Source organism: Serratia sp. GW822-FHT06D09 (assembly GCF_058799515.1).
Map to the genome: position 1 here is coordinate 52671 of NZ_JBXALO010000009.1, position 23721 is coordinate 76391.

Annotated in this window: 16 protein-coding genes, 5 tRNA genes and 1 other RNA gene; 11 read left to right on the forward strand and 11 right to left on the reverse strand. The window is 57.7% G+C overall.

All coding sequences use genetic code 11. The annotated features are described in order from the left end of the window. Window positions 1–133: 133 nt before the first annotated feature. Complete coding sequence (locus AC1RKG_RS19615) at window positions 134–1729, forward strand: ABC transporter substrate-binding protein (protein WP_493183613.1); 1596 nt, start codon at window positions 134–136, stop codon at window positions 1727–1729. 181 nt (window positions 1730–1910) lie between these two features. Here the strand turns inward: AC1RKG_RS19615 and AC1RKG_RS19620 are convergent, their stop codons facing one another. Next, the gene (locus AC1RKG_RS19620; protein WP_493183614.1) at window positions 1911–4190 is read right to left on the reverse strand and encodes a TonB-dependent siderophore receptor; all 2280 of its coding nucleotides are present in this window, start codon (window positions 4188–4190) and stop codon (window positions 1911–1913) included. A 319-nt stretch (window positions 4191–4509) separates the two neighbouring features. Between AC1RKG_RS19620 and fes the strand changes: the two genes are divergently transcribed. Genes fes through AC1RKG_RS19635 form a run of 3 tightly spaced genes read left to right on the forward strand, consistent with a single transcriptional unit; the run spans window position 4510 to window position 10038 of the window. Next, a complete protein-coding gene (fes, locus tag AC1RKG_RS19625) occupies window positions 4510–5880 on the forward strand; it encodes an enterochelin esterase (RefSeq protein ID WP_493183615.1) in 1371 nt (456 codons plus the stop codon). Then, window positions 5855–6061, forward strand: a complete 207-nt coding sequence (locus AC1RKG_RS19630) for an MbtH family protein (RefSeq protein ID WP_142814728.1) — start codon at window positions 5855–5857, stop codon at window positions 6059–6061. The genes fes and AC1RKG_RS19630 overlap by 26 nt, the downstream gene beginning before the upstream one ends. Before the next feature lie 32 nt (window positions 6062–6093). Beyond that, window positions 6094–10038: an enterobactin synthase subunit F gene (locus AC1RKG_RS19635; protein WP_493183616.1), complete on the forward strand. Its 3945-nt coding sequence runs from the start codon at window positions 6094–6096 to the stop codon at window positions 10036–10038. 77 nt (window positions 10039–10115) lie between these two features. Here the strand turns inward: AC1RKG_RS19635 and AC1RKG_RS19640 are convergent, their stop codons facing one another. From AC1RKG_RS19640 to fepD, 3 genes are read right to left on the reverse strand one after another with little or no spacing between them, the layout of a single operon-like run. Further along, window positions 10116–10916 carry an ATP-binding cassette domain-containing protein gene (locus AC1RKG_RS19640; protein WP_020827970.1) on the reverse strand — a complete coding sequence of 267 codons (801 nt, stop codon included), beginning with the start codon at window positions 10914–10916 and terminating at the stop codon, window positions 10116–10118. Then, window positions 10913–11938, reverse strand: coding sequence for an iron-enterobactin ABC transporter permease (fepG, locus tag AC1RKG_RS19645; RefSeq protein WP_493183617.1), 1026 nt, complete (start codon window positions 11936–11938; stop codon window positions 10913–10915). Before fepG ends, AC1RKG_RS19640 begins: the two co-directional genes overlap by 4 nt. Then, entirely contained in the window at window positions 11938–13011 is a 1074-nt protein-coding gene (gene fepD, locus AC1RKG_RS19650) for a Fe(3+)-siderophore ABC transporter permease (RefSeq protein WP_122079950.1), read from the reverse strand. Before fepD ends, fepG begins: the two co-directional genes overlap by 1 nt. A 134-nt stretch (window positions 13012–13145) precedes the next feature. On the opposite strand from fepD, the gene entS reads away from it, so the two are divergent. After that, a complete protein-coding gene (entS, locus tag AC1RKG_RS19655) occupies window positions 13146–14414 on the forward strand; it encodes an enterobactin transporter EntS (protein ID WP_020827967.1) in 1269 nt (422 codons plus the stop codon). Here entS and fepB read toward each other — a convergent pair. Beyond that, window positions 14401–15360, reverse strand: a complete 960-nt coding sequence (fepB, locus tag AC1RKG_RS19660) for a Fe2+-enterobactin ABC transporter substrate-binding protein (protein ID WP_048760950.1) — start codon at window positions 15358–15360, stop codon at window positions 14401–14403. The genes entS and fepB overlap by 14 nt on opposite strands. A gap of 198 nt (window positions 15361–15558) precedes the next feature. Between fepB and AC1RKG_RS19665 the strand changes: the two genes are divergently transcribed. From AC1RKG_RS19665 to dhbA, 4 genes are read left to right on the forward strand one after another with little or no spacing between them, the layout of a single operon-like run. Continuing rightward, window positions 15559–16767 (forward strand): isochorismate synthase, encoded by a 1209-nt coding sequence (locus tag AC1RKG_RS19665; RefSeq protein ID WP_493183618.1) that lies wholly within the window; start codon window positions 15559–15561, stop codon window positions 16765–16767. Window positions 16768–16775: 8 nt separating this feature from the next. Further along, window positions 16776–18404, forward strand: a complete 1629-nt coding sequence (locus AC1RKG_RS19670; protein ID WP_493183619.1) for a (2,3-dihydroxybenzoyl)adenylate synthase — start codon at window positions 16776–16778, stop codon at window positions 18402–18404. A 3-nt stretch (window positions 18405–18407) separates the two neighbouring features. Further along, window positions 18408–19262 (forward strand): isochorismatase, encoded by an 855-nt coding sequence (locus AC1RKG_RS19675; RefSeq protein ID WP_020827963.1) that lies wholly within the window; start codon window positions 18408–18410, stop codon window positions 19260–19262. Beyond that, window positions 19262–20020 (forward strand): 2,3-dihydro-2,3-dihydroxybenzoate dehydrogenase, encoded by a 759-nt coding sequence (gene dhbA / locus AC1RKG_RS19680; RefSeq protein WP_020827962.1) that lies wholly within the window; start codon window positions 19262–19264, stop codon window positions 20018–20020. The genes AC1RKG_RS19675 and dhbA overlap by 1 nt, the downstream gene beginning before the upstream one ends. A gap of 169 nt (window positions 20021–20189) precedes the next feature. Here dhbA and AC1RKG_RS19685 read toward each other — a convergent pair. The 5 genes from AC1RKG_RS19685 to AC1RKG_RS19705 form a co-directional block, all read right to left on the reverse strand. After that, window positions 20190–20315: non-coding RNA, RtT sRNA (locus tag AC1RKG_RS19685), on the reverse strand. A 73-nt stretch (window positions 20316–20388) separates the two neighbouring features. Beyond that, window positions 20389–20464, reverse strand: a tRNA-Lys gene (locus tag AC1RKG_RS19690). 7 nt (window positions 20465–20471) lie between these two features. Then, window positions 20472–20547 (reverse strand) — tRNA-Val (locus AC1RKG_RS19695). A 39-nt stretch (window positions 20548–20586) separates the two neighbouring features. Continuing rightward, a tRNA-Val gene (locus AC1RKG_RS19700) sits at window positions 20587–20662 on the reverse strand. 40 nt (window positions 20663–20702) lie between these two features. Beyond that, window positions 20703–20778 (reverse strand) — tRNA-Val (locus AC1RKG_RS19705). Between the two features lie 292 nt (window positions 20779–21070). Here AC1RKG_RS19705 and gltX point away from each other — a divergent pair. Further along, window positions 21071–22486, forward strand: coding sequence for a glutamate--tRNA ligase (gene gltX / locus AC1RKG_RS19710; protein ID WP_020827961.1), 1416 nt, complete (start codon window positions 21071–21073; stop codon window positions 22484–22486). A gap of 66 nt (window positions 22487–22552) precedes the next feature. On the opposite strand, the gene AC1RKG_RS19715 is transcribed toward gltX, so the two are convergent. After that, window positions 22553–23338, reverse strand: a complete 786-nt coding sequence (locus AC1RKG_RS19715) for a formate/nitrite transporter family protein (RefSeq protein WP_493183620.1) — start codon at window positions 23336–23338, stop codon at window positions 22553–22555. 307 nt (window positions 23339–23645) lie between these two features. Between AC1RKG_RS19715 and AC1RKG_RS19720 the strand changes: the two genes are divergently transcribed. Continuing rightward, a tRNA-Ala gene (locus AC1RKG_RS19720) sits at window positions 23646–23721 on the forward strand.

Sequence of the window (23721 nt, forward strand, 5' to 3'; positions counted from 1 at the left end):
CAAGCGTAAAAACCACGGGGAATGCCGTACGCGGCGCTCCCCGTTTTTTATGCCTAAAATTTGTTCTTTACATCCCTAACTTCATGATTTATTGGTATCCATCGAGTCTATTTTCTATACCGGGGATGGCAGGATGAAAACAAAAACACTCACAATGACGCTGGGATTATTGGCTTTGGCAGTGATGGGCGGTGCGCGCGCCAGTACGCTGGTTTATTGTTCTGAAAGCTCACCGGAAGGGTTTAACCCGCAGTTGTTTACCTCGGGCCCGACGGTGGACGCCAGTTCGGCGACGATCTATAACCGATTGGTGGACTTCAAAACCGGCACCGTTGAGCTGCAGCCCAGCCTGGCCGAAAGCTGGCAGGTGAGCGAAGACGGCAAAAATTACACTTTTCACCTGCGCAAGGGGGTGAAATTCCAGAGCAATAAATACTTTACCCCCACCCGCGATTTCAACGCCGACGACGTCATCTTCTCCTTCATGCGGCAAAAAGACGCCAATAACCCTTATCACAAGGTTTCCAACGGCGCTTACACCAACTTTGAGTCGATGGAGTTCGGCACGTTGATCAACAACATTGTCAAAGTGGACGATAACACCGTGCGCTTTGAACTTTCACGTGCCGAAGCGCCATTCGTGGCCGATCTCGGCATGTATTTCGCCACCATTCTCTCCGCCGAATATGCCGATGCGATGCTAAAGGCCGGTACCCCGCAGCGGGTGGACAACGACCCGATCGGCACCGGTCCCTTCCAGTTGGTGCAGTACCAGAAGGATGCGAAGATCCTCTATAAGGCGTTCGACCACTATTGGGAAGGCAAACCCAAGGTTGACCGTCTGGTGTTCTCAATTACCCCGGATGCGGCGGTGCGTTATGCCAAGCTGCAAAAAAATGAGTGCCAGGTCATGCCGTTTCCTAACCCGGCGGATCTGACACGCATGCGTCAGGATCCCAATATCCAGGTCATGGAGAAGTCCGGTCTGAATATCGGTTTCCTGGCGTTCAATACCCAGAAAAAACCGCTGGATAACGTCAAGGTGCGGCAGGCGCTGGCGCTGGCGGTGAACAAACCAGCGATCCTCGAAGCGGTGTTCCACGGCGCGGGCCAGCCGGCGAAGAACCTGTTGCCGCCGACCCAGTGGGGCAGCAATGACAAGATTGAGGATTACCCGTATTCCCCGGAGAAAGCCAAAAAGTTACTGCAAGAGGCAGGGCTGGAGCAGGGCTTTGCGATAGATCTGTGGGCGATGCCGGTACAGCGGCCCTACAACCCGAATGCCAAACGCATGGCGGAGATGATCCAGTCCGACTGGGCGAAGATTGGCGTGAAGGCCAAGATTGTCACCTTCGAGTGGGGCGAGTATCTGCAGCGGATAAAAAATGGCGAGCATCAAACGGCATTGATGGGCTGGACTACGGCCAATGGCGATCCGGATAACTTCTTTGGCCCGTTGTTTACCTGCGTGTCGGCCAACGGCGGTTCGAACTCGGCCAAGTGGTGCTATCCGTCGTTCGACAAGTTGATTTCGCAAGCGCGTGAGGAAAACGATCACACCAAGCGGGTGGCAATGTATGAACAGGCACAGGTGATGATGCATGATCAGATGCCGGCGTTGATGATTGCCCATTCGACCATTTTTGAACCGGTGCGCAAAGAGGTGAAAGGCTACGAGATCGATCCCTTCGGCAAACACATCTTCAAACAGGTTTCGCTGGAGAAATAATAAAAAAGGGGCTGCATGGCAGCCCCTTAGGTCGTTGGCAATCGGCTCTGCTTTTTTATGGTAGGGGCGCTGCATGCAGCGCCCAGTTGCATAAACACTGGATTTAATCGGGTCGAACATGTTCGACCCCTACCGGTTTAGCCCCTTAGTGGGGGTTAGCAGTCTTGATTAAGCTGGCCGTTTAGAAATGGGTATTCACGCTCATATAGTAAGTACGGCCCGGTTCGTTGTAGGTGGCGGCACCTGCACCGGCAATGTTAATGGCACCGGTGGTTGGGTCACCCACGTTCTGCGAGTTACCTTCGCGGAACTGACGTTTGTCGAACAGGTTGTCGATACCCGCCGTCAGGCTGATGTTTTTGGTCACATCATAGGTCGCGCTGGCACCTACCACGGCGTAAGGGCTGACTTCCTTGGTTTCAGTACCGCTGACCGGTTTACCCTGGTAGTTGTACTTCTTCGGTTTCTGACGGCCGTACCAGGTCAGGGTCGATTGCATCGACAGATCCTGGGTCGCCTGCCAGCTCAGCGTCGAGTTGATGGTGAACTTGGGGATCACCGACAGGTAGTCGCCGGTGCTCTTGTTCTTGTTCTCGATCATATAGGTGGCGTTGTTGCTCCATGAGACGGTCTCGCTGACCGGCACGTTCAACGTGCCTTCCAGGCCCTGGACTACCGCTTTCGGCACGTTTTCCCATTGGTACACGGCTGTGCCGGTGCTGCTGGTGCCGATACGGCTATTGCCCGCTTCGATTTTATTGTGGTAATCGTTGCGGAAATAAGTCACGCCGGCCAGCCAGCCTTCATTGTGGAATTCCACCCCGACTTCTTTATTGACGCTGGTTTCCGCCTTCAGGTCGTCGTTACCCAGCAGATAGCAGCCATTTTTGACATCGCTGGACGAACACCCCTGACCTTTGCTGTACAGCAAATAGTTCTGGTTGGTCTGGTACAGGTTAGGCGCTTTGTAGGCGCGGGCGATGCCCATTTTCAGGGTGAAGTTGTCGCCCAGTTCCTGTGACAGGTTCAGCGACGGGCTCCAGTTGTTACCGGCTTCGGAGTGCAGATCGTAACGCAGGCCCGGCGTCAGCATGGTGCTGTCGGTCAGCTCCATGTTGTCTTCGGCAAACAGCGAGAAGATATGGGCGGATGCGTAAGGGCTACGAGTACCGCTACCTTGACCGGGAATGGTGCCCCCCAACATCGTTTGGCTGGTGGATGAACCGTCCTTCATGCGTTGCTGGTTCCATTCGGTACCCAGGGTGGCGGTTTGCGTCACGCCCAGTTCAAATGGCACGCTGACTTCGCTGTGCGCCAGGAAATCGTCCAGCTTGGTGGTGCCGAAGCCTTCGTTTTTAGCGTCGAAGATACCTTCGGTACCGCCGGCCAACCCTTCGTTCAGGCGGGTATTGCGGGTGCGCTCGAACTGAACGTAGTTATTGGTGCTGACGCCATTATCCCAGGCACCGCGGTGGTTAAGGCCGAAGGTCTCGCGGTAGATACGGTTGGTTTCTTTGCCGTAGTTGCTCTGTACCAGCGCATTGGTGTTGGTGTTCTGAGTGTCACCGGCGTACAGGTTGCCCTGACGGCCATAGGAATATTCAAACTCCAGCGACTGCAGGTGCGCGAAGTCCCAGTGCAGCAAGGCGTCGATATTTTTATCTACCACCCCTTCACGGCCGGAAGGAATGCTGCTGGCGTAGGCACCCACTCGCTCGGATTTATGCGATTCGTTAATGTCCCAGGCATCGGCCTGAGTTTTGCTGTAACCCCCGAACAGGCGGAAGCTCAACTGGTCGGTCAGCGGGCCGGACAGGCTGAAGTCGGTACGCTTGGTGGAGCCTTCCTGCTTGTGCTCCGGCACGTCGAAATAGGTGTTCAGCGAGCCGTGCAGCTCTTTGGTGTTCTTCTTGGTGATGATGTTGACCACGCCGCCGGCGGCGCCGTTACCGTAACGGGCTGCCGCGGGGCCGCGCAGCACTTCGATACGTTCAATCATTTCCGGCGGGACCCAGGCGGTATCGCCGCGGGTATCACGCTCACCGCGCCAGCCCTGACGCACCGAGTTGCGGCTGCTGGCCGGTTTGCCGTCAATCAGGATCAGGGTATTTTCCGGGCCCATGCCGCGGATATCGATCTGGCGGTTGTTGCCGCGCTGGCCGCTGGTGGAGTTACCGGTCAGGTTAACGCCGGGCATGGTGCGGATCAGCTCGCTGATATCACGGGCAGGTGGGCGCTTTTTGATTTCGTCGGCGGTAATGGTAGAAACCCCAGGTGCCTGCAGGTTTTGCTTGGCGGCAGTGACAACAATAGTGTCCTCGGCGGCTTCTTTTTTACTTTTGGCGACCTTGTCTGTTTCTGGGCTGGTGTCGGTTTGCTGTGCGGCGTGTGCAAAAGCGGACGCGCCTAACCCTAACCCGATGAGTGTGGCTAAGGAATAACGTGATAATTTGCTGTTCATCTGAGAGTTCCTACCTTGCTGCCTTTCTCCGGGCACCGAAGCAGTAGCTCTCCGGCTATGAGAAGGGCGGTTGTAGTTTTTTGTTTTCGGAAAGAGAAACCCAATCGGCCAAGACGCAGCGGCCACGACATTGGATTCAGCGCTTAAATTCGGCATCCGTCCCTGTTGAAGAATACCTGCCCTGTTTACGAGCCTACACACACTATTGCAAACGCAAATAATTATCAATAGTATTCGACTTACCGTTTTCTTGGGCAGCGCCTCGCGCCGCGAAATTACCGGCTTTCCTGAAGCTGCCAGCTAAATAGTGAATAGGCGTTTGAAAACAAAATCCGAGTCAGAAAGCAGCAGATTATTATCAAGCAAGCACGCCGGGCGCCATGGATGGTGGCTGAATATCGCCAAACGCGGCACGCCGCTGGTGGAGCTGCAAGGGGATGGACGCGGGAAGGTCACCTTTTTATGGCGTGACCCCCAGGGATGTGAACTCACTTCCGCCTATCGACGCGTCTGGATCCACATCAATTGTCTGACCGACCATCATCAGTCGTCGCCGCCGCAGAGTCTGCAACGGCTGGAAGGGACCGACGTTTGGTACTGGCAGACCGAGCTCAGCGCCGACTGGCGCGGCAGCTACTGCTTTATCCCCTGTATGGACGACCGGCCATTGGCCCCCAGTGATGAGGATGCGCACGTTAATATGCATTCGGTCCGCCATTGGTGGCATCAGGTGTTTGCCGGTGCGACCCAGGACCTGCTGAATCCCCATCGTTCCTGGGCCGGTGTCGGCGGCCATGTATTGTCAGGTCTGCATATGCCGGAAGCGCTGCCGCAACCGGCCTGGCAGGATTTCGATCGCTATGCGGTCGCCAGCGGGCGTTGTACTCCAGCACCCCCGGCGAAACTGCAGCGCCACAGCTGGCACAGCGAGCGTATGGGCAATACCCGTAACGTCTGGGTTTATACCACCGGCGAAGGCGATCCAACACAACGTCCGCTGGCGATATTGCTGGACGGTCAATTCTGGGCGAGCAACATGCCGGTCTGGGATCCGCTGATGCAGTTGACCCGCGAGGGCAAGCTGCCGGAAGCGGTTTATCTGCTGATTGACATTATCGATCTCAAACACCGCTCCCAGGAGCTGGCCTGCAATGCAGATTTCTGGCTGGCGGTACAAGAAGAATTGCTGCCGCAGGTCGCCGAATGGGCGCCGTACCAGCGCGATCCTGCCCGTACTCTGGTGTGCGGCCAAAGTTTTGGCGGCTTGTCATCGCTGTATGCCGGGCTGCACTGGCCGCAGAGCTTCGGCGGGGTGATTTGCCAGTCCAGCTCTTTCTGGTGGCCACGTCGCGACATGTATCAGCTTGCGGAAATTCCGGCCGATGCCGGTTGGTTACTGCATCAGGTTGAGCAGGGCGTTGGCAAAGGCAAGCTGAAGGTGTTTATGGAAGCCGGCGTGCATGAAAAAGTGGCGCGCCGGGTCAACGATCGGATGGCGGACTTGCTGCGTGATGCCGGTCACCGGGTGCAATACCGGGTGGTGGCCGGGGGACACGATCATTTGTGCTGGCGTGGCGGTCTGATAGACGGTCTGCAGGCACTGTGGGCGGACCAATCCTCTGCCCCCTCGATCAAGCTAACCTTCACTGCCCAAGGAGTCCGCGATGGAAACTCTGAACCCGTTCGATGACGAGCAACAAAGCTGCCTGATTGTGCAGAATGATGAATTGCAATACAGCCTGTGGCCAGACTTTAGCGCAGTGCCGGCGGGGTGGACGCCGGTGTTTGGCCCGGCGGCGCGTTCGCTGTGCGTGATTTGGCTGGAACAGCATTGGCAGGATATGCGGCCCGCCTCGCTGCGTAAGGCGTGATGGCGCCAATACCGATAACAGGAGTCAGTACCTTGTCAGACCGGAATTTATTACCGACCGAACGGCCGTTCGCCACTGAACTGCCGTTGGTCGCCGCGCAACCCGGGATCTGGGTTGCCGATCAGATTTCGCCGCATGCCAACGCCTATGCGGTTTCCCACTATATTGAGCTGAATGGCCCGCTGGATCAGGCGTGCCTGTTGCGTGCGATTGAGCAGGGGCTGTCGGAAGTAGATACCCTGCAGTTCCGCTTTGAAGAGCGTGACGGGGTGCCGATGCAGTGGCATGACCCCGAGCTGGCGATCCTGCCGGTAGAATACATCGATCTCAGCGAATCTCCCGATGCCGCTGCAGCGGCGCGTGCCCTCATGCAGTTGGATATGTCCGGTGATTTGCGCATCGGTAGCGGCAATGCGTTATATCGTCATATGCTGATCCGCCTGTCGGAACAGCGCTGGTTTTGGTATCAGCGTTATCATCATATTCTGGTAGATGGCTTCAGTTTTACCGCCATTGCCCGCAGAATCGCCCATATTTACACCCGGACGTTGCACAATGAACGGCCGGATCCGACGCCCTTCAGCGCATTCAGCGAAGTGGTCGAGGAATATCAGCGTTATGCACAATCACCCACCTCTCAGCGCGACGCTGCCTTCTGGTTGAACAAGGCGCAGCAATTGCCGACGCCTGCCACCCTTTGCCCGCAGCCGTTGGTCGGGCAGACGCCAACCACCCGTATTCACCGCTTGTCACAGCTGTGCGATCGACAAGATTTCACGCAGTTGGTGAACGCCGGTCAGCAGCAGTTCAGCGTGGCAGATATGGCACTGGCGCTGGTTGCGTTGTGGGTTTCACGCCTGAGTGGACATGCCAGCTTCAGCGCCGGTTTTATCTTTATGCGCCGTACCGGTTCGGCCGCGCTCTGTGCCAACGGACCGGTGATTAACGTCTTGCCGATCGAAATGCACCTCGACCCTCAGGCTACGCTGAGCGAGGTCGCCGGTAATATTGGTCGTGAGTTAAAAATCGTACGCCGCCATCAGCGCTACGAGGCGGAGCAGGTGCAGCGCGATCTGGGGCGAATTGGCGATACCCAACCGCTGTACGGCACGGTATTCAACTTTAAGATGTTCGATTTCCAGTTGGACTTCGGCGGTATCGAAGGCATCACCCATGAGCTGGCTTCCGGGCCGGTCCGTGATCTGGAGATCGCGTTGTACCTCGACGAGGCCGGTACGCTGAAGGTCGATCTGTTGGCTAATGCCGAACGTTATCAGCGTGATGAGCTGGCGGCGCATCTGCAACGCCTGCCTCTGTTGTTGCGTCAGTTTGCCGCACAGCCTCAGATGCCGATTGGCGATGCCGATTTGCTCACCGAGCAAGACCGCCAACTGTTGGCCCGGGTTAATGACACGGCACATCCGGTGAAGGCGCAAACCCTCAGCGGGCTGCTGGCTGAGCAGGCGCAGAAAACCCCTGACGCCCCGGCGCTGGCCGATGCGCAGTACCAATTTACCTATCGCGAAACTCGTGAACAGGTTGCCGCGCTGGCGCGTCAGTTGACGGAGCAGGGCGTACAACCGGGTGATATCGTCGCCGTCGCCTTACCGCGCTCGGTCTTTTTGTCTCTGGCGTTAATGGCCATCGTCGAAGCCGGGGCGGCCTATTTGCCGCTGGATACCGGTTATCCTGACGAGCGTCTTGGCATGATGCTGGAGGACGCTGCGCCGCGCCTGATTATCACCGAACCGACCCAGCAGGCACGTTTTGCCGGCAAGGGTGAGATCTTGCTGTATGACGCGCCGTTGTCGATAGACAGCGCAGCCAACGTCACGCTCAATGGACCGACGCCGCATCACCCGGCCTACATTATCTTTACCTCCGGCTCGACCGGGCGACCGAAAGGCGTGTTGGTGGGGCATCAGGCGATCGTCAACCGGTTGCTGTGGATGCAACATCAGTATCCTATGGCGGCAGGCGATGTGGTGCTGCAGAAAACGCCTTGCAGTTTTGACGTTTCGGTATGGGAATTCTTCTGGCCGCTGATAGTGGGGGCCCAGTTAGTGATGGCTCCGCCTGAAGCGCACCGCGATCCGGAACAGCTGCTCCAGCTGATTGATCAACATCGTGTCACCACCATGCACTTTGTCCCTTCGATGCTGGCGGCCTTCGTCAGCGCGTTGGATAGCCCGCAGGCGGTGGCGTGTTGTGCGCCGTTACGTCAGGTATTTTGCAGTGGTGAAGCCTTGCCGGCGGAACTGTGCCGCCTGTGGCAAAGCCGCACTGCGGTGCCGTTGCATAACCTGTACGGGCCGACCGAAGCGGCGGTGGACGTCAGCTGGCATCCGGCCTGGGGCGAAGCCTTGGCTGCCGTCACTGGCGCCAATGTGCCGATTGGTTTGCCGGTTTGGAACACCGGTTTACGCATCCTCGATACGCGCCTGCGGCCAGTGCCGCCGGGCGTCGCCGGTGATTTGTATCTTACCGGTGTGCAACTGGCGCACGGCTATCTGGGGCGACCGGAACTGACCGCCAGCCGCTTTGTAGCCGATCCTGACGGCGATGGCGGGCGGATGTATCGCACGGGTGACGTCGCCCGTTGGCTGCCGGGAGGCGAGGTGGAATACCTTGGCCGCAGTGACGATCAGTTAAAAATACGTGGGCAACGCATTGAATTGAGTGAAATCGATCATGCTTTGCTGTCGCTGCCGGGGATTAAACAGGCGGTGACTCACGCGCTGGTGCTGGAAAATACGCCAACCGATCCTGGCGGCGGCGATGCCCGTCAACTGGTGGGCTATCTGGTGGCGCAGCCCGGTGTGCGCCTTGATCTGGACGCGCTCCGCGCAGCGTTGGCCGATCGCCTGCCGCCGCATATGGTGCCGGTGGCGCTGGTCGAGATGGAGACTCTGCCGCTGAGTGCCAATGGCAAGCTGGATCGTAAAGCGTTGCCGCAACCGCAGGGCGCAACCCGCGCGGCAGGGCGTGAGCCGCATGCGGGGCTAGAGACGGCGATCGCTGCGGTGTTCGCTCGCCTGCTGCAACGCGAAACCGTGTTTGCCGACGATGACTTCTTTGCCCTCGGCGGGCACTCGCTGTTGGCGATGCGTTTGGCGGCGGAGCTGCGGCGTGAGCTGGGCAAGGCGGTGTCGGTAGGGCAGGTGATGGTGGCTTCCCGCGTGGAACAGCTGGCGCAGCTGTTGGCCGAAGAACGCACCCAGGAAGAAGCTGACAAAACCGGTTTTGACCGCGTTCTGCCGCTGCGCACCACCGAAGGACCAACGCTGTTCTGCCTGCATCCGGCGTCCGGCTTCTCATGGCAGTTCAGCGTGTTGCCGCGCTATATCGATCAGCACTGGTCGCTGGTGGGCATTCAGTCACCACGGCCGGATGGCCCGTTGGCGCTGAGCGAAAATATGGACCAGGTATGCGACGCGCATCTGGAGACGGTGTTGCAAGTGCAACCGCACGGCCCGTATCACTTTATCGGTTACTCGCTGGGCGGTACTCTGGCACAAGGTATTGCCGCGCGCTTACAGGCAAGGGGCGAAGAAGTGGCTTTCCTTGGGCTGCTGGATACCTATCCGCCGGAAACGCAAAACTGGGACGTGATGTTGGATGACAACGTGTTGAAAGAAGTTCAGCGCGAACGACAGCAGTTCCTGGCGGTGTCTGAAGATGCGCTGGATCCGGCATTGGGCGAAACTCGCGTAGCCATGTTCGATAATATCGAAGCCAACTATGCCGATTCGGTTCGTCTGCTTTCAGCCACCCATACGGCGAACTTCAAAGGACAAGCGACGCTGTTTGTTGCGCGCCAGACGTTGCAGGAGGGGATGGATGTTCAGCAGACCTGGTCGCAATATGTGGACGCGCTACAGGTTCATGAACTGGACTGTGCGCACGTGGATATCGTTTCACCAACGTCGTTCAAGGTATTAGGACCGTTGTTGAACCGCATACTTCGCGCTTTATAATACCCAGTGATGGTAGGGGACGAATATATTCGTCCCGATTAACGCGGGCCCAGCATGCTGGGCCCCTACAATCTCGATTACTTACCCAGCGGTACCACCAACGGCGTGTGCGAGACGGGATCGTCAATGATCATGCAGCGCAGACCGTAGACCTTTTCGATCAATTCCGGCGTCACAATATCCTTCGGTGCCCCCTCGGCGACCACTTTACCGTCGCGCATGGCAATCAGATGCGTGGCGTAACGGCAGGCATGGTTGAGATCGTGCAGCACCACCACCAGCGTATGGCCATTTTCACGGTTTAACTGGCGCATCAGTTCCAGCAAGTCGATCTGATGGCTGATATCCAGCCAGGTGGTCGGCTCATCCAACAGCAGCAACGGCGTTTGCTGCGCCAATACCATAGCGATCCAGACCCGCTGACGCTGTCCGCCGGAAAGCGTATCAACCGGCTGTTCAGCCAGTTCAAACACGCCGGTGGAGCGCATGGCCTGTTCGACCGCCTGCTGGTCTTCTTCACGCCAGCGGCTGAACAGGCGCTGATGCGGATAGCGACCGCGTGCCACCAGATCAAACACGGTAATGTCACCCGGCGCGGTCGAGCTTTGTGGCAACAGCCCCAACTGGCGAGCCACCTCTTTGGTGGCATAGTCGCTAATGTGTTTGCCGTTGAGCCAGATGGCACCGGCCTGCGGCTGCATCAGGCGGCTAAGAGTGCGCAGCAAGGTCGATTTACCGCAGGCATTCGGCCCGATAATGACCGTCAGTTCACCGTGCGGAATAGAAACGGAAAGGTCGCGCGCGACGATTTTTTTGTCATAGCCGAGCGTCAGGTTTTCGGCGCGTAACGGCGCGGGCTGTAAGAGTTCAGCATTCATTTTTTTCGTGACTCACGGATTAATAGCCAAATCAGATAAATGCCGCCCAGGCTGACGGTCAATACCCCGACCGGCAACTGATAAGGCATAAACAGGCGTTGCGCCGCGACATCGGCGAGCAGCAGCAACAGGGCCCCCGTCAGGGCTGTCAGCAACAGGACGCTGCGGTTGGCGCACAGGCGTCGCGCAATCTGGGGGGCCACCAGCGCAATAAAGGAGATCGGCCCGGCGACGGCGGTGGCGGCGGCAGTCAGGGTAACGCCGACCAATAACAGCAGCACGCGTGAGCGCTCCACCGGCACACCGAGTGCGCAGGCGGTGTCATCGCCCATCTCCAGCAGCCGCATGCGGCGGGCCAGCATCAACAGCAGCAGGCAGCACAGCGCAATCACCACCAGCACCGGCAAACTTTTCGCCCAGGTCACGCCGTTGAGCGAACCGGCGCTCCACAGTCCGGCGGTCATGGAGGATTCCAGCGAAGCGCTGATGATCAGCCAGGTATTGCCGGCCACCAGCAAGGCGCGAACGGCAATACCGACGATAATCAAACGGAATGACTCGACGCCGTTGCGCCATGCCAGCAGATAAATCAGCGCGGCGGTCAGCAAGCCACCGGCCAGTGCCCCGGAGGTGATGCCGAGAATGCCGCCGTTAAACAGCACTATCGCCACCAGTACGCCGCTGTAAGCGCCGGTATTAAAACCGATGACGTCCGGGCTGCCGAGCGGGTTACGCAGCAGCGATTGGAAGATGGCGCCGCTGATACCGAGCGCGGCACCCAACAACAGCGCCATTATCACGCGAGGCAAACGCCACTGGGTAACGATCACCGCCAGGTTGGCCGGGCCTTCACCGCGTAAGGCGTCAATCACCTGCAGAGCGCTGAGCGACAAAGCGCCGGAACCCAGGGCATAAATCGCCAGTGCCAGAGCGGCAAGCAACAGCAGCAGCGCGGTTAGCGCCGGGCGCGACAAGGCACGCATCTTGTGGTTGGCCATCAGACGGGCTGCGGACATCGACATTAGCGCTGCCTCCTGAACATATGGCGTTGGCGCACCAGCATGATCAGCAGCGGTGCGCCAATAAGCGCGGTGACGATGGAAACGCGCAGTTCACCGGCGACCAGGAAGCGGCCGATCAGATCGGCGCTCAGCAGCAGGATAGGGGTCAATACCAAGGTCCACGGCAGCATCCAGTGCAACTCGGAGCCGGCCAGTCGCCGGGCAATGTGCGGCATCATCAGCCCGACAAAGGCTATCGGACCAACGGCGGCGGTGGCGCCACCGCACAGCAATGTGATCGCCAGCAACCCCAGCAACTGGGTGCGGACGATGCCGGTGCCCAGCGCGGTGGCTAACTCATTGCCCATACTCAGGCTGTTCAGCGATTTGCTCATCCACAGCGTGATTGCTGTGCCCAGCAGGATCGGCAGGGCAACGGTGCGCACCACCTGCATATTTTGAATATCCAGCGAACCGGCCTGCCAAAAACGCAGCTGATCGAACACCAGCGGGTTCAACAGGGAAATGCCGGATGTCATGCCTTCCAGCACCGCCGCCAGCGCGACGCCGGCCAGCGTCAGGCGAACCGGGTTCAGGCTGCTGCCGCCCAATGCGCCGATCAGCGCCACCAGCAGGGCGGCAAACATCGCGCCGGCAAAGGCGAACCACAGATATTCGCCGACGTGAGCGGCACCAAAGAAAGTGATGCCCAATACCACGGCAAACCCCGCGCCGGCGTTAACGCCGAGAATGCCGGGGTCGGCCAGCGGATTGCGGGTGAGGGTTTGCATCAGCACGCCGGACAGGCCCAGGGCGATACCCGCGAGCACGCCGATCAGCGTGCGCGGCAGCCTGGCGTTGGTAATGATGGTGCAGTCGGCGCCGCTACATTGGCCGTTGAGCGCCTGGATAACCGTGTCGAAGGGGATAGATTTGGCACCGAGCGACAGGCTGAGCAGCATGACGACCAACAGGGCGCAAACGGCAATCAGCAAGCCAAGCAGCTTGCGACGAAATGAGCGGGGAGTGCCACCCGCAAGACGATCCCTGGACAGCGGAATGGACGGTGTGCAATTGCGTGTAATCCGTAACATAACAATCCATTATTTGATTGAATATGAATGATATTTATTATCATTATTGATTGTTTTCATCTATGGTACCATGAGTCCCTTCGCTATTGCAGCACAGACGCTGCCCCTTTTCTTTAGTTGTGGTGAGAAAGCTAATGAGTAAGCCCTCTATTTTGCTTGATTTTGGCCTGCTTAAGACCAATAGCGCCTTTCGCGCTGTGTTCTGCGCGCGTTTTATTTCCATTCTGGCGCTCGGGCTGATGGCCATTGCCATCCCGGTGCAGATCCAGGCCCTGACCGGGTCGACGCTGCTGGTCGGGTTGTCCGTGACGCTGGCCGGCAGCGGCATGTTTGCCGGTTTGCTGATGGGGGGCGTACTGGCTGACCGCTACGAGCGCCGCCGTCTGATCCTCTTTGCCCGTTCCACCTGCGGTATTGGGTTTATCGGTCTTTGTTTAAATGCCGCTTTACCTGCGCCGTCATTAACGCTGATTTATCTGCTGGCGGTTTGGGACGGGTTCTTCGGGGCGGTAGGCGTGACGGCGTTGCTGGCGGCGACACCTGCGCTGGTTGGGCGTGAAAATATCGTTCAGGCCGGTGCCATCAGCATGCTGACGGTGCGTTTTGGCTCCATTCTTTCCCCGGCGATCGGCGGGTTGGTGATTGCCAACGCCGGCGTGACCTGGAACTACGCTTTGGCGGCCTTCGGCACCTTGCTGACGTTGATCCCTTTATTGCAGCTGCCACAGCTGTTGCCACCCCCTCAGCCGCGTGAGCATCCGCTGCGCGCACTGGCCGGCGGATTTGGCTTCCTGTTTCGTAACCGGGTGATTGGCATGGTGGCGCTGATCGGCGCGTTGCTGACCATGGCCAGCGCGGTGCGAGTGCTGTACCCGGCGATGTCCGGCATGTGGCAGGTCAGTGCGGCGCAGCTGGGCTTTATGTATTCCGCCGTGCCGCTGGGCGCGGCAATTGGCGCCTTTACCAGTGGCCGGGTGGCGCACGTGGCGCGGCCGGGCTGGATGATGCTGATGACGGCGATTGGCGCGTTTGTCGCTATCGGCCTGTTCGGCCTGATGCCCTGGTACGGTCTGGCACTGTTCTTCCTGGTGGTGTTTGGCTACCTGAGCGCATTGAACTCATTACTGCAGTACGGGCTGATTCAGAACCTGACGCCGGATGCTTTCCTGGGGCGCATTAATGGCCTGTGGACGGCGCAAAACGTGGTGGGGGACGCATTGGGTGCCCTGCTGCTGGGGGCGATGGGGGCGTTTATGTTGCCGGCCATGACTTCAACCAGCTTCGGTTTTGGCGTGGCGGTACTGGGTGTGGTACTGGCGTTCGCGATGAAAGGTCTGCGTCAGGTGAGCCTTGGCGGGCAGGAAAGCGATCTCCAGCCCGCCGCGGGATCTACTGAGAAATAAACTGTTTTTCCAACAGCGTCAGCAGGTTGCTGGCGCTGTAGTAATCCAGTCGGAAGGTGTCATTGCCCAGCGCATAAACCCGCTTATGCTGCACCGCCGGCAGGTGAGCGAGGAAAGGATTGGCCATCAGCCGCTGCGCATCGCTTTCGTTGTTGGCAAACAGCATCAGCGTCTGGCCGTTCAGCCCTTCCGCCAGGTTTTCCCCGGCGAGCTGAATGATGTCCTTTCGCATACCCATGCTGCGGCTGTTGTTCAGCTTGTCAGACGGAACCGCCAGGGTGAAACCCAGCTGCTTGAGCATTTGCCCCTGGGAAGATTCGGCGGTCCACAGGTTGGCTGACTTGCCGTCGGCGCTGAAGACCAGAGCGGAGGTCGGTTGTTCCGGCAGCGTCATACGTTGTTTGAGTGACTTTTCCCGGCTATCGAAATCATCAACGATTTTTTGCGCATCGGCTTCGTGCCCGGTGGCCTGGCCCAGCTCTATCGCCAGCGCCTGCCAGCTTTTGTCGTCGTAATTGACCACCAGCACCGGGGCAATGGCGGACAGCTGATCGTACAGGCGTACGGCGGAGTCGGCACCGGTAGCGGAGATGATGATCAGGTCGGGCGCTTCACCGGCAATGGCTTCTGCGTTGGGTTCACCAATGTACAGGCGCTTTACGCCGCGCTGCGTTGCGATAGCGCTCCATTGGTGGAAGAAACCTTGTGAGTCCGCGAGACGGCTGCCGGGCGTGGTGGCGCCGCTGGCGATCACTGGCGCATCAATCGCCAGCAGGGTGCCGGTGACGGTTACGCTGGTGGAAACGATGCGGGTAGGGGGCTGCTGCAGGGTGACTACGCCGTGTGAAGTTTCGATTTTACGCGGCCAACCGGCCTCTGTGGCATGGGCTGCACCCATGGCTAACATGCCAAACAGTGCGAAGCCGAAGAACAGGTTCTTCTTCATAAAGCATTCCTTAGAATTTAAATAGTAATACTTATCATTTATATAATTAAAACTGCTGGTTTTATAGCACGATAATGAATAGAAGAACTGTTTACATTTATTGACATAGCATATTCACGAGGGTAATTTAACGCGATTCAATACAAATGATAATCATTATTATACAGGTTATTGTTCATGATACGAAAGGGAGAACCGATGAGCGTGACAGTAAAGGGTACCGGGCAGAAGAAGCCGCACAGCAAGGAGAGCGAGTCGTCCGTAGCAGGCGTGTCGCCGACCTCCGGCTTTTTCTTTACCTCTCCTTTCCGTAGCCTGAGCACCCAGGGCTGCTTCGCCAAAATCACGCTGCCGGCCCAGGGCGGGGATCAGCTTAACGGCGAGTTCCAGCAGGCGGTACGGCATGCTTTTGCCGAAGCCAAACTGGCGGGGGTGAAAAACCCGGTCCTGTGCGGCGCGATCCCGTTCGATACTCATCAACCCTCTGCGCTTTTTATTCCCCAGCACACCCAGTGGTTTGAGCGCGATGCCTTTTTGGCTGGCGTAACCTCACCACAGGAAGCCCTACCGGAAATTATCAGCCAAAATGAAGTGCCGGCACAACAGCCTTTCATGCAGATGGTGGCAGATGCGGTGGAAGCAACCCGTGGCGACCAACTGGATAAAGTGGTGCTGTCACGCCTGTTGGAGATTGAAACACGCGAACCGGTAGACAGTCAGGTATTGATGGCGCGTATCATCGCGCAAAACCCGCATGGCTTCCATTTCCATGTGCCGTTGGAACAAGGAGCATTGCTGGGCGCCAGCCCTGAACTGCTGCTGCGTAAATCCGGCGCACAATTTTATTCCAACCCGCTGGCAGGCTCCGCCCGCCGTGACGCCGACCCGCAGCGGGATCGTGAAGTCAGCCAACAGCTGTTGGTTTCCGAGAAAGATCTCTACGAGCACCAGTTTGTTACCGAAGGTATGCGGCAGGTGCTGGCCGATCGCTGCAGTTATTTGAACATTCCCACCTCGCCTGAATTATTGAGCACCACCACGCTGTGGCACTTGTCTACGCCAATCGACGGCGAGGCCGCCAGCCGGGCGGAAAACGCGTTGTCGTTGGCCTGCCTGCTGCATCCGACACCGGCGCTGTGCGGTACGCCAACGGCGCTGGCGCATCAGGTGATCAAGCAACTGGAGCCTTTTGATCGCGGCCTGTTTGGCGGCATCGTCGGCTGGTGTGATGCCGAAGGCAACGGGGAGTGGGTAGTGACCATCCGCTGCGGCACGGTGCAGGGTAACCAGGTGCGACTCTTTGCCGGAGCCGGCATTGTGCAAGACTCTTCGCCGGAATCTGAATGGCACGAAACCGGCACCAAACTCAGTACCATTTCGCGGGCGTTTGGCCTGAACCAAGGATAGACATTTCCATGAGCATTGCTTTTACTCCCTGGCCTGAGGCACTAGCCCGTCGCTATCGCGAACGGGGATATTGGACCGACCGGCCATTGACCGACATCATCACCCGCCAGGCTAAAAATGACGCCATCGCGCTGATCGACCCGCAACGCAGCCTGAGCTATCGCCAGCTTAATCAACTCTCCGATCGGCTGGCTGCGGCCTTGCTGCGTCGGGGCATTCACAGCGGTGATACCGCGCTGGTGCAGTTGGGTAACGTGGTCGAGTTCTACGTGACTTTCTTTGCGCTGTTGAAAATTGGCGTGGTGCCGGTGAATGCGCTGTTTAGCCACCAACGCAATGAGCTGAACGCCTATGCGGCGCAGATCAAACCGGCGTTGCTGATTGCCGATCGTCAGCATGGCCTGTTCGGTAACGACGAATTCCTGACGACGTTTCGCGCTGAACATCCTTCATTGCGCCTGGTCGCTTTGCGCAGTGAGGAACAGGGTGAGCAGTCGCTGGCGAGCTGGCTGGAAGAGGATTGCGGCGATTTCGTGGCTGCGCCAACCGCGGCCGATCAGGTAGCGTTCTTCCAACTTTCCGGTGGCAGTACCGGCACGCCGAAGCTGATCCCACGTACCCACAACGACTACTACTACAGCATTCGCCGCAGCGTGGAGATTTGTCATTTTGATGACGAAACCCGTTATCTGTGCGCACTGCCGGTAGCACACAACTATCCGATGAGCTCGCCTGGCGTGTTGGGCGTGTTTTATGGTGGTGGGCTGGTGGTGTTCGCCAGCGATCCGGATGCCGGGCAATGCTTCCGCTTAATAGAACAGCACCAGATTAACGTGACGGCGCTGGTGCCACCGGCGGTAACGCTGTGGCTGCAGGCCATTGAGGAATGGGGAGGTTGCCAGCAGTTGGCCAGCCTGAAGCTGTTGCAGGTGGGCGGTGCCAAGCTGGGGGAAACCCTGGCCGCGCGCATTCCGGCCGAAATTGGCTGTCAGCTGCAGCAGGTGTTCGGCATGGCGGAAGGCCTGGTGAACTACACCCGGCTGGATGATGACGACCAACATATTTTGACTACTCAGGGCTGCCCGATGTCGCCGGATGACGAGCTATGGGTGGCCGATGACGACGGTAATCCGCTGCCTGTCGGCGAGACCGGGCGTCTGATGACCCGTGGCCCCTATACCTTCCGCGGTTATTACCAAAGCCCGGACCATAATGCCGCCGCCTTCGATAAAGACGGTTTCTACTGCTCCGGCGACTTGATTAGCCTGACTGAAGACGGCTACGTGAAGGTTGAAGGGCGGCAGAAAGACCAAATCAACCGCGGTGGGGAGAAGATTGCCGCCGAGGAGATCGAAAACCTGCTGCTGCGTCACCCGGAAGTGATCAATGCGGCGTTGGTTTCGATGCCGGACGAGTTGATGGGCGAAAAAAGCTGCGCCTACATTATCGCCACCAGCCCATTGAAACCGGTCGTTTTGCGTCGCCATTTACGCGCCGAGGGCGTGGCCGAATTCAAATTACCCGACCGCTTTATACAGGTTGAGACGCTGCCGCTCACCCCGGTTGGCAAAGTGGATAAAAAACTGTTGCGCCAACGCCTGGAGGCGCAACAACTGACTCAGGTCCAGGGAGAATAAGTCATGGCCATTCCAAAACTTAATGATTACGCGTTGCCGACTCAGGCTGAACTGCCGACCAACAAAGTGAGCTGGACGGTGGAACCGCAGCGCGCTGCACTGTTGATCCACGACATGCAGCAGTATTTTCTGAATTTCTGGGGTGAAGACAGCCCGTTGATCAAACAGGTAGTGGAGAACATCGCCAACCTGCGCCGCTACTGCAAATCTCAGGGCATCCCGGTGTTTTACACCGCGCAGCCTAATCAGCAGAGCGATGAAGATCGGGCGTTGCTCAATGATATGTGGGGGCCTGGATTGAACAAGCACCCGGAGCAACAGGCGGTGGTCGCCGCGCTGGCGCCGGAAGAAGACGACACTGTGCTGGTGAAATGGCGTTACAGCGCCTTCCACCGTTCACCGCTGCAGGAAATTCTGCAGGAGTCAGGCCGCGATCAGCTGATCATCTGTGGTGTTTACGCCCATATCGGCTGCATGACCACGGCGATCGATGCCTTTATGCGTAACATTCAGCCGTTTATGGTTGCTGATGGTCTGGCCGACTTCTCCCGCGAAGAGCACCTGATGGCGCTGCGTTACACGGCCGGCCGCTGTGGCCGCGTGGTTACCACCGCCGAGCTGCTGCCAGGGATCACCAGCAAAGCGGCGTTGCGTCAGCAAATCATGCCTTTCCTCGACGAAGACAGCGAAGACATGGGTGACGACGAGAACCTGATCGACTACGGTCTGGATTCAGTGCGGATCATGGAGCTGGCGGCGCGCTGGCGTAAGATCCGCGGCGATATCGATTTTATCGCTCTGGCCAAGAACCCGACCATTGATGGTTGGTGGGCGCTGTTGTCAGAGGGGAAAGCCTGATGAGTCAACAGGGCGATTTTGCCGGCAAACGAGTCTGGGTTACCGGCGCGGGCGCCGGGATTGGCCTGGAGACCGCATTGGCGTTTGTGCGGGCCGGTGCCGAGGTAATTGGTTTCGATAAGCATTTTGGCGAGCCGGAATACGCGTTTCGCACCGAAGTGCTGGATATCGCCGACAGCGATGCGGTAGATGCCCTGTGCGGGCGTTTGCTGGCGGAGCAGGGTGAGTTGGACGTGTTGGTCAACGGCGCCGGTATTCTGCGCATGGGGCTGGCGGACGAAACCAGCACCGCAGACTGGCTGGCCTGCCTGGCGGTTAATGCCGGGGGTGCATTCAATATGTTCCGCCATGCCCTGCCGGTATTCCGTCGCCAGAGACGCGGCGCTATTGTCAGCGTGGCATCCAATGCGGCGCATGTGCCGCGTGTTGGCATGGCGGCCTATTGCGCTTCCAAAGCGGCGTTGCGTAGCCTGTGCCAAACCGTGGGGTTGGAAATGGCGCCTTATGGCGTACGTTGCAACCTGGTTTCGCCCGGCTCGACCAATACCCCGATGCAGCGCGGCATGTGGCAGGACGAAACGGGGGAACAGAACACCATCAACGGTTTCCCGGAACAGTTCAAGCTGGGTATTCCGCTGGGGAAAATTGCCCAGCCGCAGGAAATCGCCGATGCCATTTTGTTCCTGGCTTCCGATCGCGCCAGCCATATCACCATGCAGGATATCGTGATTGACGGCGGGGCGACGCTGGCGGCCTGATAATCCGCTCGGCAACGCCAGGATAGCCCAAGGGCGCTGCTTGCAGCGCCTTTTCTATTGGCGGCGCAGGGGGATGATTATTTTCAGGGGCAGGGCGGACGTGGTGAGGCTTATAGAGATTATCAGGGCGCAGATGCGAAAAAAGCGCCAAAAGGCGCTTTTTCTGTATTGGTGGGTCGTGCAGGATTGACTCGGCCTCTGGCCTCGCCCTGCGGGCAACGCTGTGCGTTGTCGTCTCGCTTCGCTCGGCTCGAACCTGAACGCAGGTTCTCATCCAGCACGATACGGCGGAGTATGTGATCAATGAGTTTGCGGGAATAAGGTGGCGCAGATGCGAAAAAAGCGCCAAAAGGCGCTTTTTTCTGTATTGGTGGGTCGTGCAGGATTCGAACCTGCGACCAATTGATTAAAAGTCAACTGCTCTACCAACTGAGCTAACGACCCGCAGAAGTGGTGGGTGATGACGGGCTCGAACCGCCGACCCCCTCCGTGTAAAGGAGATGCTCTACCAACTGAGCTAATCACCCACTTCAGGACTTCCAGGTACTGCTAAACAAGAGAATGAGTGGTGGGTGATGACGGGCTCGAACCGCCGACCCCCTCCGTGTAAAGGAGATGCTCTACCAACTGAGCTAATCACCCTCATTCTTCTCATTTCTTACTGCTTTACTGCTCAACAAGATGGTGGGCGATGACGGGCTCGAACCGCCGACCCCCTCCGTGTAAAGGAGATGCTCTACCAACTGAGCTAATCGCCCCGTCTTGTTGGAGTCGCATTATAGGGATAGTTGAAAGTGAGTCAACGGTTTTTAAAATGATTTCAATCGTTCGCCGCAAATTTAAACAGGATGCGATATTTATCGCCAGCAATGCTGATTCTTTGCACATTGTTATGCGAAAAGCGCCGCAGAGATGATGAAAGCTGATGCAGCAATATCGTGTCAGCGTTGAGGAATTAGCGCGTGGTGATACAATGTCGGCCACTTTTTTAAATTCCGAGCAATCGTCGGCAACCGCTGACATGCGTTGCGTAATAAGGCAGTGAACCCAATGAAAATCAAAACCCGTTTTGCACCGAGCCCAACCGGCTATCTTCACGTCGGTGGCGCCCGTACTGCGCTTTACTCCTGGCTATTCACTCGCCATGCGGGCGGTGAGTTCGTTCTGCGTATCGAAGATACCGATTTGGAACGCTCGACCCAGGATGCGATCGACGCAATTATGGATGGCATGAACTGGTTAAACCTGGATTGGGACGAAGGCCCGTACTTCCAGACCAAGCGTTTTGACCGTTATAACGCGGTGATTGACGACATGCTGGTGCAGGGAACTGCTTATAAATGCTATTGCTCGAAGGAACGTCTGGAAGCGCTGCGTGAAAAGCAGATGGAAAACGGTGAAAAACCGCGTTACGACGGCCACTGCCGCGACAGCCAATGCAGCCACACCGACGACGAGCCGCACGTGGTGCGTTTCCGTAACCCACAGGAAGGCTCGGTAATCTTCGATGACAAGATCCGTGGTCCGATCGAATTCAGCAACCAGGAACTGGATGATCTGATCATTCGTCGTACCGACGGTGCGCCGACCTATAACTTCTGCGTGGTGATCGACGACTGGGATATGGAAATCACCCACGTGATCCGCGGTGAAGACCACATCAACAACACCCCGCGCCAGATCAACATCCTGAAAGCGCTGGGCGCACCGGTACCGGAATACGCCCACGTTTCGATGATCCTCGGTGACGACGGTAAAAAGCTGTCTAAACGTCACGGTGCCGTGGGCGTGATGCAGTATCGCGATGACGGTTATCTGCCGCAGGCGTTGCTGAACTATTTGGTGCGTCTGGGTTGGTCACATGGCGATCAGGAAATCTTCTCTATTGATGAGATGAAAGAGTTCTTCACGCTGGAAGCGATCAACAAATCCGCCAGCGCCTTCAATACCGAAAAGCTGCAGTGGCTGAACCATCATTACATTAACCATATGCCGGCCGAAGAAGTTGCCGTGTATCTGGCGTGGCACGTGGAGCAACTGGGCATTGAAACCCGCAACGGTCCAGAGCTGAAAGATATCGTTAAGCTGCTGGGCGAGCGCTGCAAAACGTTGAAGGAAATGGCTGAGTCTTGCCGTTACTTCTACGAAGACTTCAGCGAGTTCGACGCTGACGCTGCGAAAAAACACCTGCGCCCGGTTGCACGTCAGCCGCTGGAAGCGGTACGCGCCAAATTGGCGGCCATTACCGCCTGGACGCCGGAAAACGTGCATGATGCCATTCAGGGCACGGCTGATGAGCTGGGCGTCGGTATGGGCAAGGTAGGTATGCCGCTGCGCGTAGCGGTCACCGGTGCCGGTCAGTCACCAGGCATGGATGTGACCGTGCATGCCATCGGTCAGGCACGTTCTCTACAGCGTATCGATCTGGCATTGGCTTATATCGCCGGGCGTGAAGCTCAGGCCTGATAGTTTCTGAGCCTATAATGAAAAAGCCCCGTGGAGCAATCCCGGGGCTTTTTTTGTCGCTGTCGATCAGGCCTGTTCAGCGGCCGGCACGGTGGGGCGGTAGGCGAGGAAGTACATCAGGCCGACGAAACCGGCGCCGCCCAGCGCGTTACCGAGAAACACGGCCGTGAAATTGGGCAGGTATTGGCTCCAACTTAAACCACCGGCAAAAATGGCCGCCGGGATAATAAACATGTTCGCCACCACGTGCTGGAAGCCGATGGCGACAAACGCCATCACCGGGAACCACATGCCAATCACTTTGCCCGGCACATCCTTGCTGGCAAAGGCCAGCCACACCGCCAGGCACACCAACCAATTGCAGCCTACGCCGGATATAAAGGCGTGCAGGAAGTCGGCATCTACCTTGGCTTGTGCAATGGACAGGGTTTTGTGCAGGAAGGCGCCCTCGGTCAAGCCTAGCAGGTGGCCAAAGAAATAGGCGACGGCCAGGCTACCGACGAAGTTGGCCAGGGTGACCCAGAACCAGTTGCGCACGACAGCAAGCAGCGAAATTTGGCGAGCAAACCAGGCTATCGGCAAGGTCATCATATTACCGGTCAGCAGCTCGCCGCCGGCCAGAATCGTCAGGATAAGCCCTATCGGGAAGACGGCAGCGCCCAGCAATGCGCCGAAGGAGCCCCATTCGGCCGGCAGGGTGCCGATCACGTGGATATCCAACAGGAAGCCGGTCGCGATAAAGGCACCGGCGAGAAAGCCCAGAATGAGCAGGTTGGCAAGCGACGCCCGGTTTTTGTTTACGCCAGCCTGAATGGCTAACGCAGCGATTTCTTTTGGTGAATGCAACGACATAACTGACTCGGTTTATTGTTGTGGGATTTAAGACGCGGGGAAGTCTATGCCTGTGGGCGAGATGACTCAAGGGTATTTCGCTAACATTCCGTTAATTAAAAATCAACACAATGGATAAGGTTTTTTGTTTTTTGTGAAGTCAGGCGGCGATGGCTGATTTTTGTCCGTCATGGCGATTTTTTAGCGTGAAACGCGCTGATTTGGCGGCTTTTTCAGCGCTTGATCGACTAATTCAATTTAGCCGTTGACAGTTTTTCAGGGGTTTCATATTATGCGCCCCGTTCACAGGATTTCGTGATTGTGGATTGGGGCTATAGCTCAGCTGGGAGAGCGCTTGCATGGCATGCAAGAGGTCGACGGTTCGATCCCGTCTAGCTCCACCA

Bases quoted from the DNA above. Each gene is read 5' to 3' on its own strand.
- AC1RKG_RS19715 (WP_493183620.1), bottom strand. From the start codon at position 23,338: ATGTCGTTGCATTCACCAAAAGAAATCGCTGCGTTAGCCATTCAGGCT.
- AC1RKG_RS19615 (WP_493183613.1), top strand. From the start codon at position 134: ATGAAAACAAAAACACTCACAATGACGCTGGGATTATTGGCTTTGGCA.
- gltX (WP_020827961.1), top strand. From the start codon at position 21,071: ATGAAAATCAAAACCCGTTTTGCACCGAGCCCAACCGGCTATCTTCAC.
- dhbA (WP_020827962.1), top strand. From the start codon at position 19,262: ATGAGTCAACAGGGCGATTTTGCCGGCAAACGAGTCTGGGTTACCGGC.
- AC1RKG_RS19620 (WP_493183614.1), bottom strand. From the start codon at position 4,190: ATGAACAGCAAATTATCACGTTATTCCTTAGCCACACTCATCGGGTTA.
- AC1RKG_RS19630 (WP_142814728.1), top strand. From the start codon at position 5,855: ATGGAAACTCTGAACCCGTTCGATGACGAGCAACAAAGCTGCCTGATT.
- fepD (WP_122079950.1), bottom strand. From the start codon at position 13,011: ATGTTACGGATTACACGCAATTGCACACCGTCCATTCCGCTGTCCAGG.
- AC1RKG_RS19670 (WP_493183619.1), top strand. From the start codon at position 16,776: ATGAGCATTGCTTTTACTCCCTGGCCTGAGGCACTAGCCCGTCGCTAT.
- fepB (WP_048760950.1), bottom strand. From the start codon at position 15,360: ATGAAGAAGAACCTGTTCTTCGGCTTCGCACTGTTTGGCATGTTAGCC.
- AC1RKG_RS19665 (WP_493183618.1), top strand. From the start codon at position 15,559: ATGAGCGTGACAGTAAAGGGTACCGGGCAGAAGAAGCCGCACAGCAAG.
- AC1RKG_RS19640 (WP_020827970.1), bottom strand. From the start codon at position 10,916: ATGAATGCTGAACTCTTACAGCCCGCGCCGTTACGCGCCGAAAACCTG.
- AC1RKG_RS19675 (WP_020827963.1), top strand. From the start codon at position 18,408: ATGGCCATTCCAAAACTTAATGATTACGCGTTGCCGACTCAGGCTGAA.
- entS (WP_020827967.1), top strand. From the start codon at position 13,146: ATGAGTAAGCCCTCTATTTTGCTTGATTTTGGCCTGCTTAAGACCAAT.
- fepG (WP_493183617.1), bottom strand. From the start codon at position 11,938: ATGTCGATGTCCGCAGCCCGTCTGATGGCCAACCACAAGATGCGTGCC.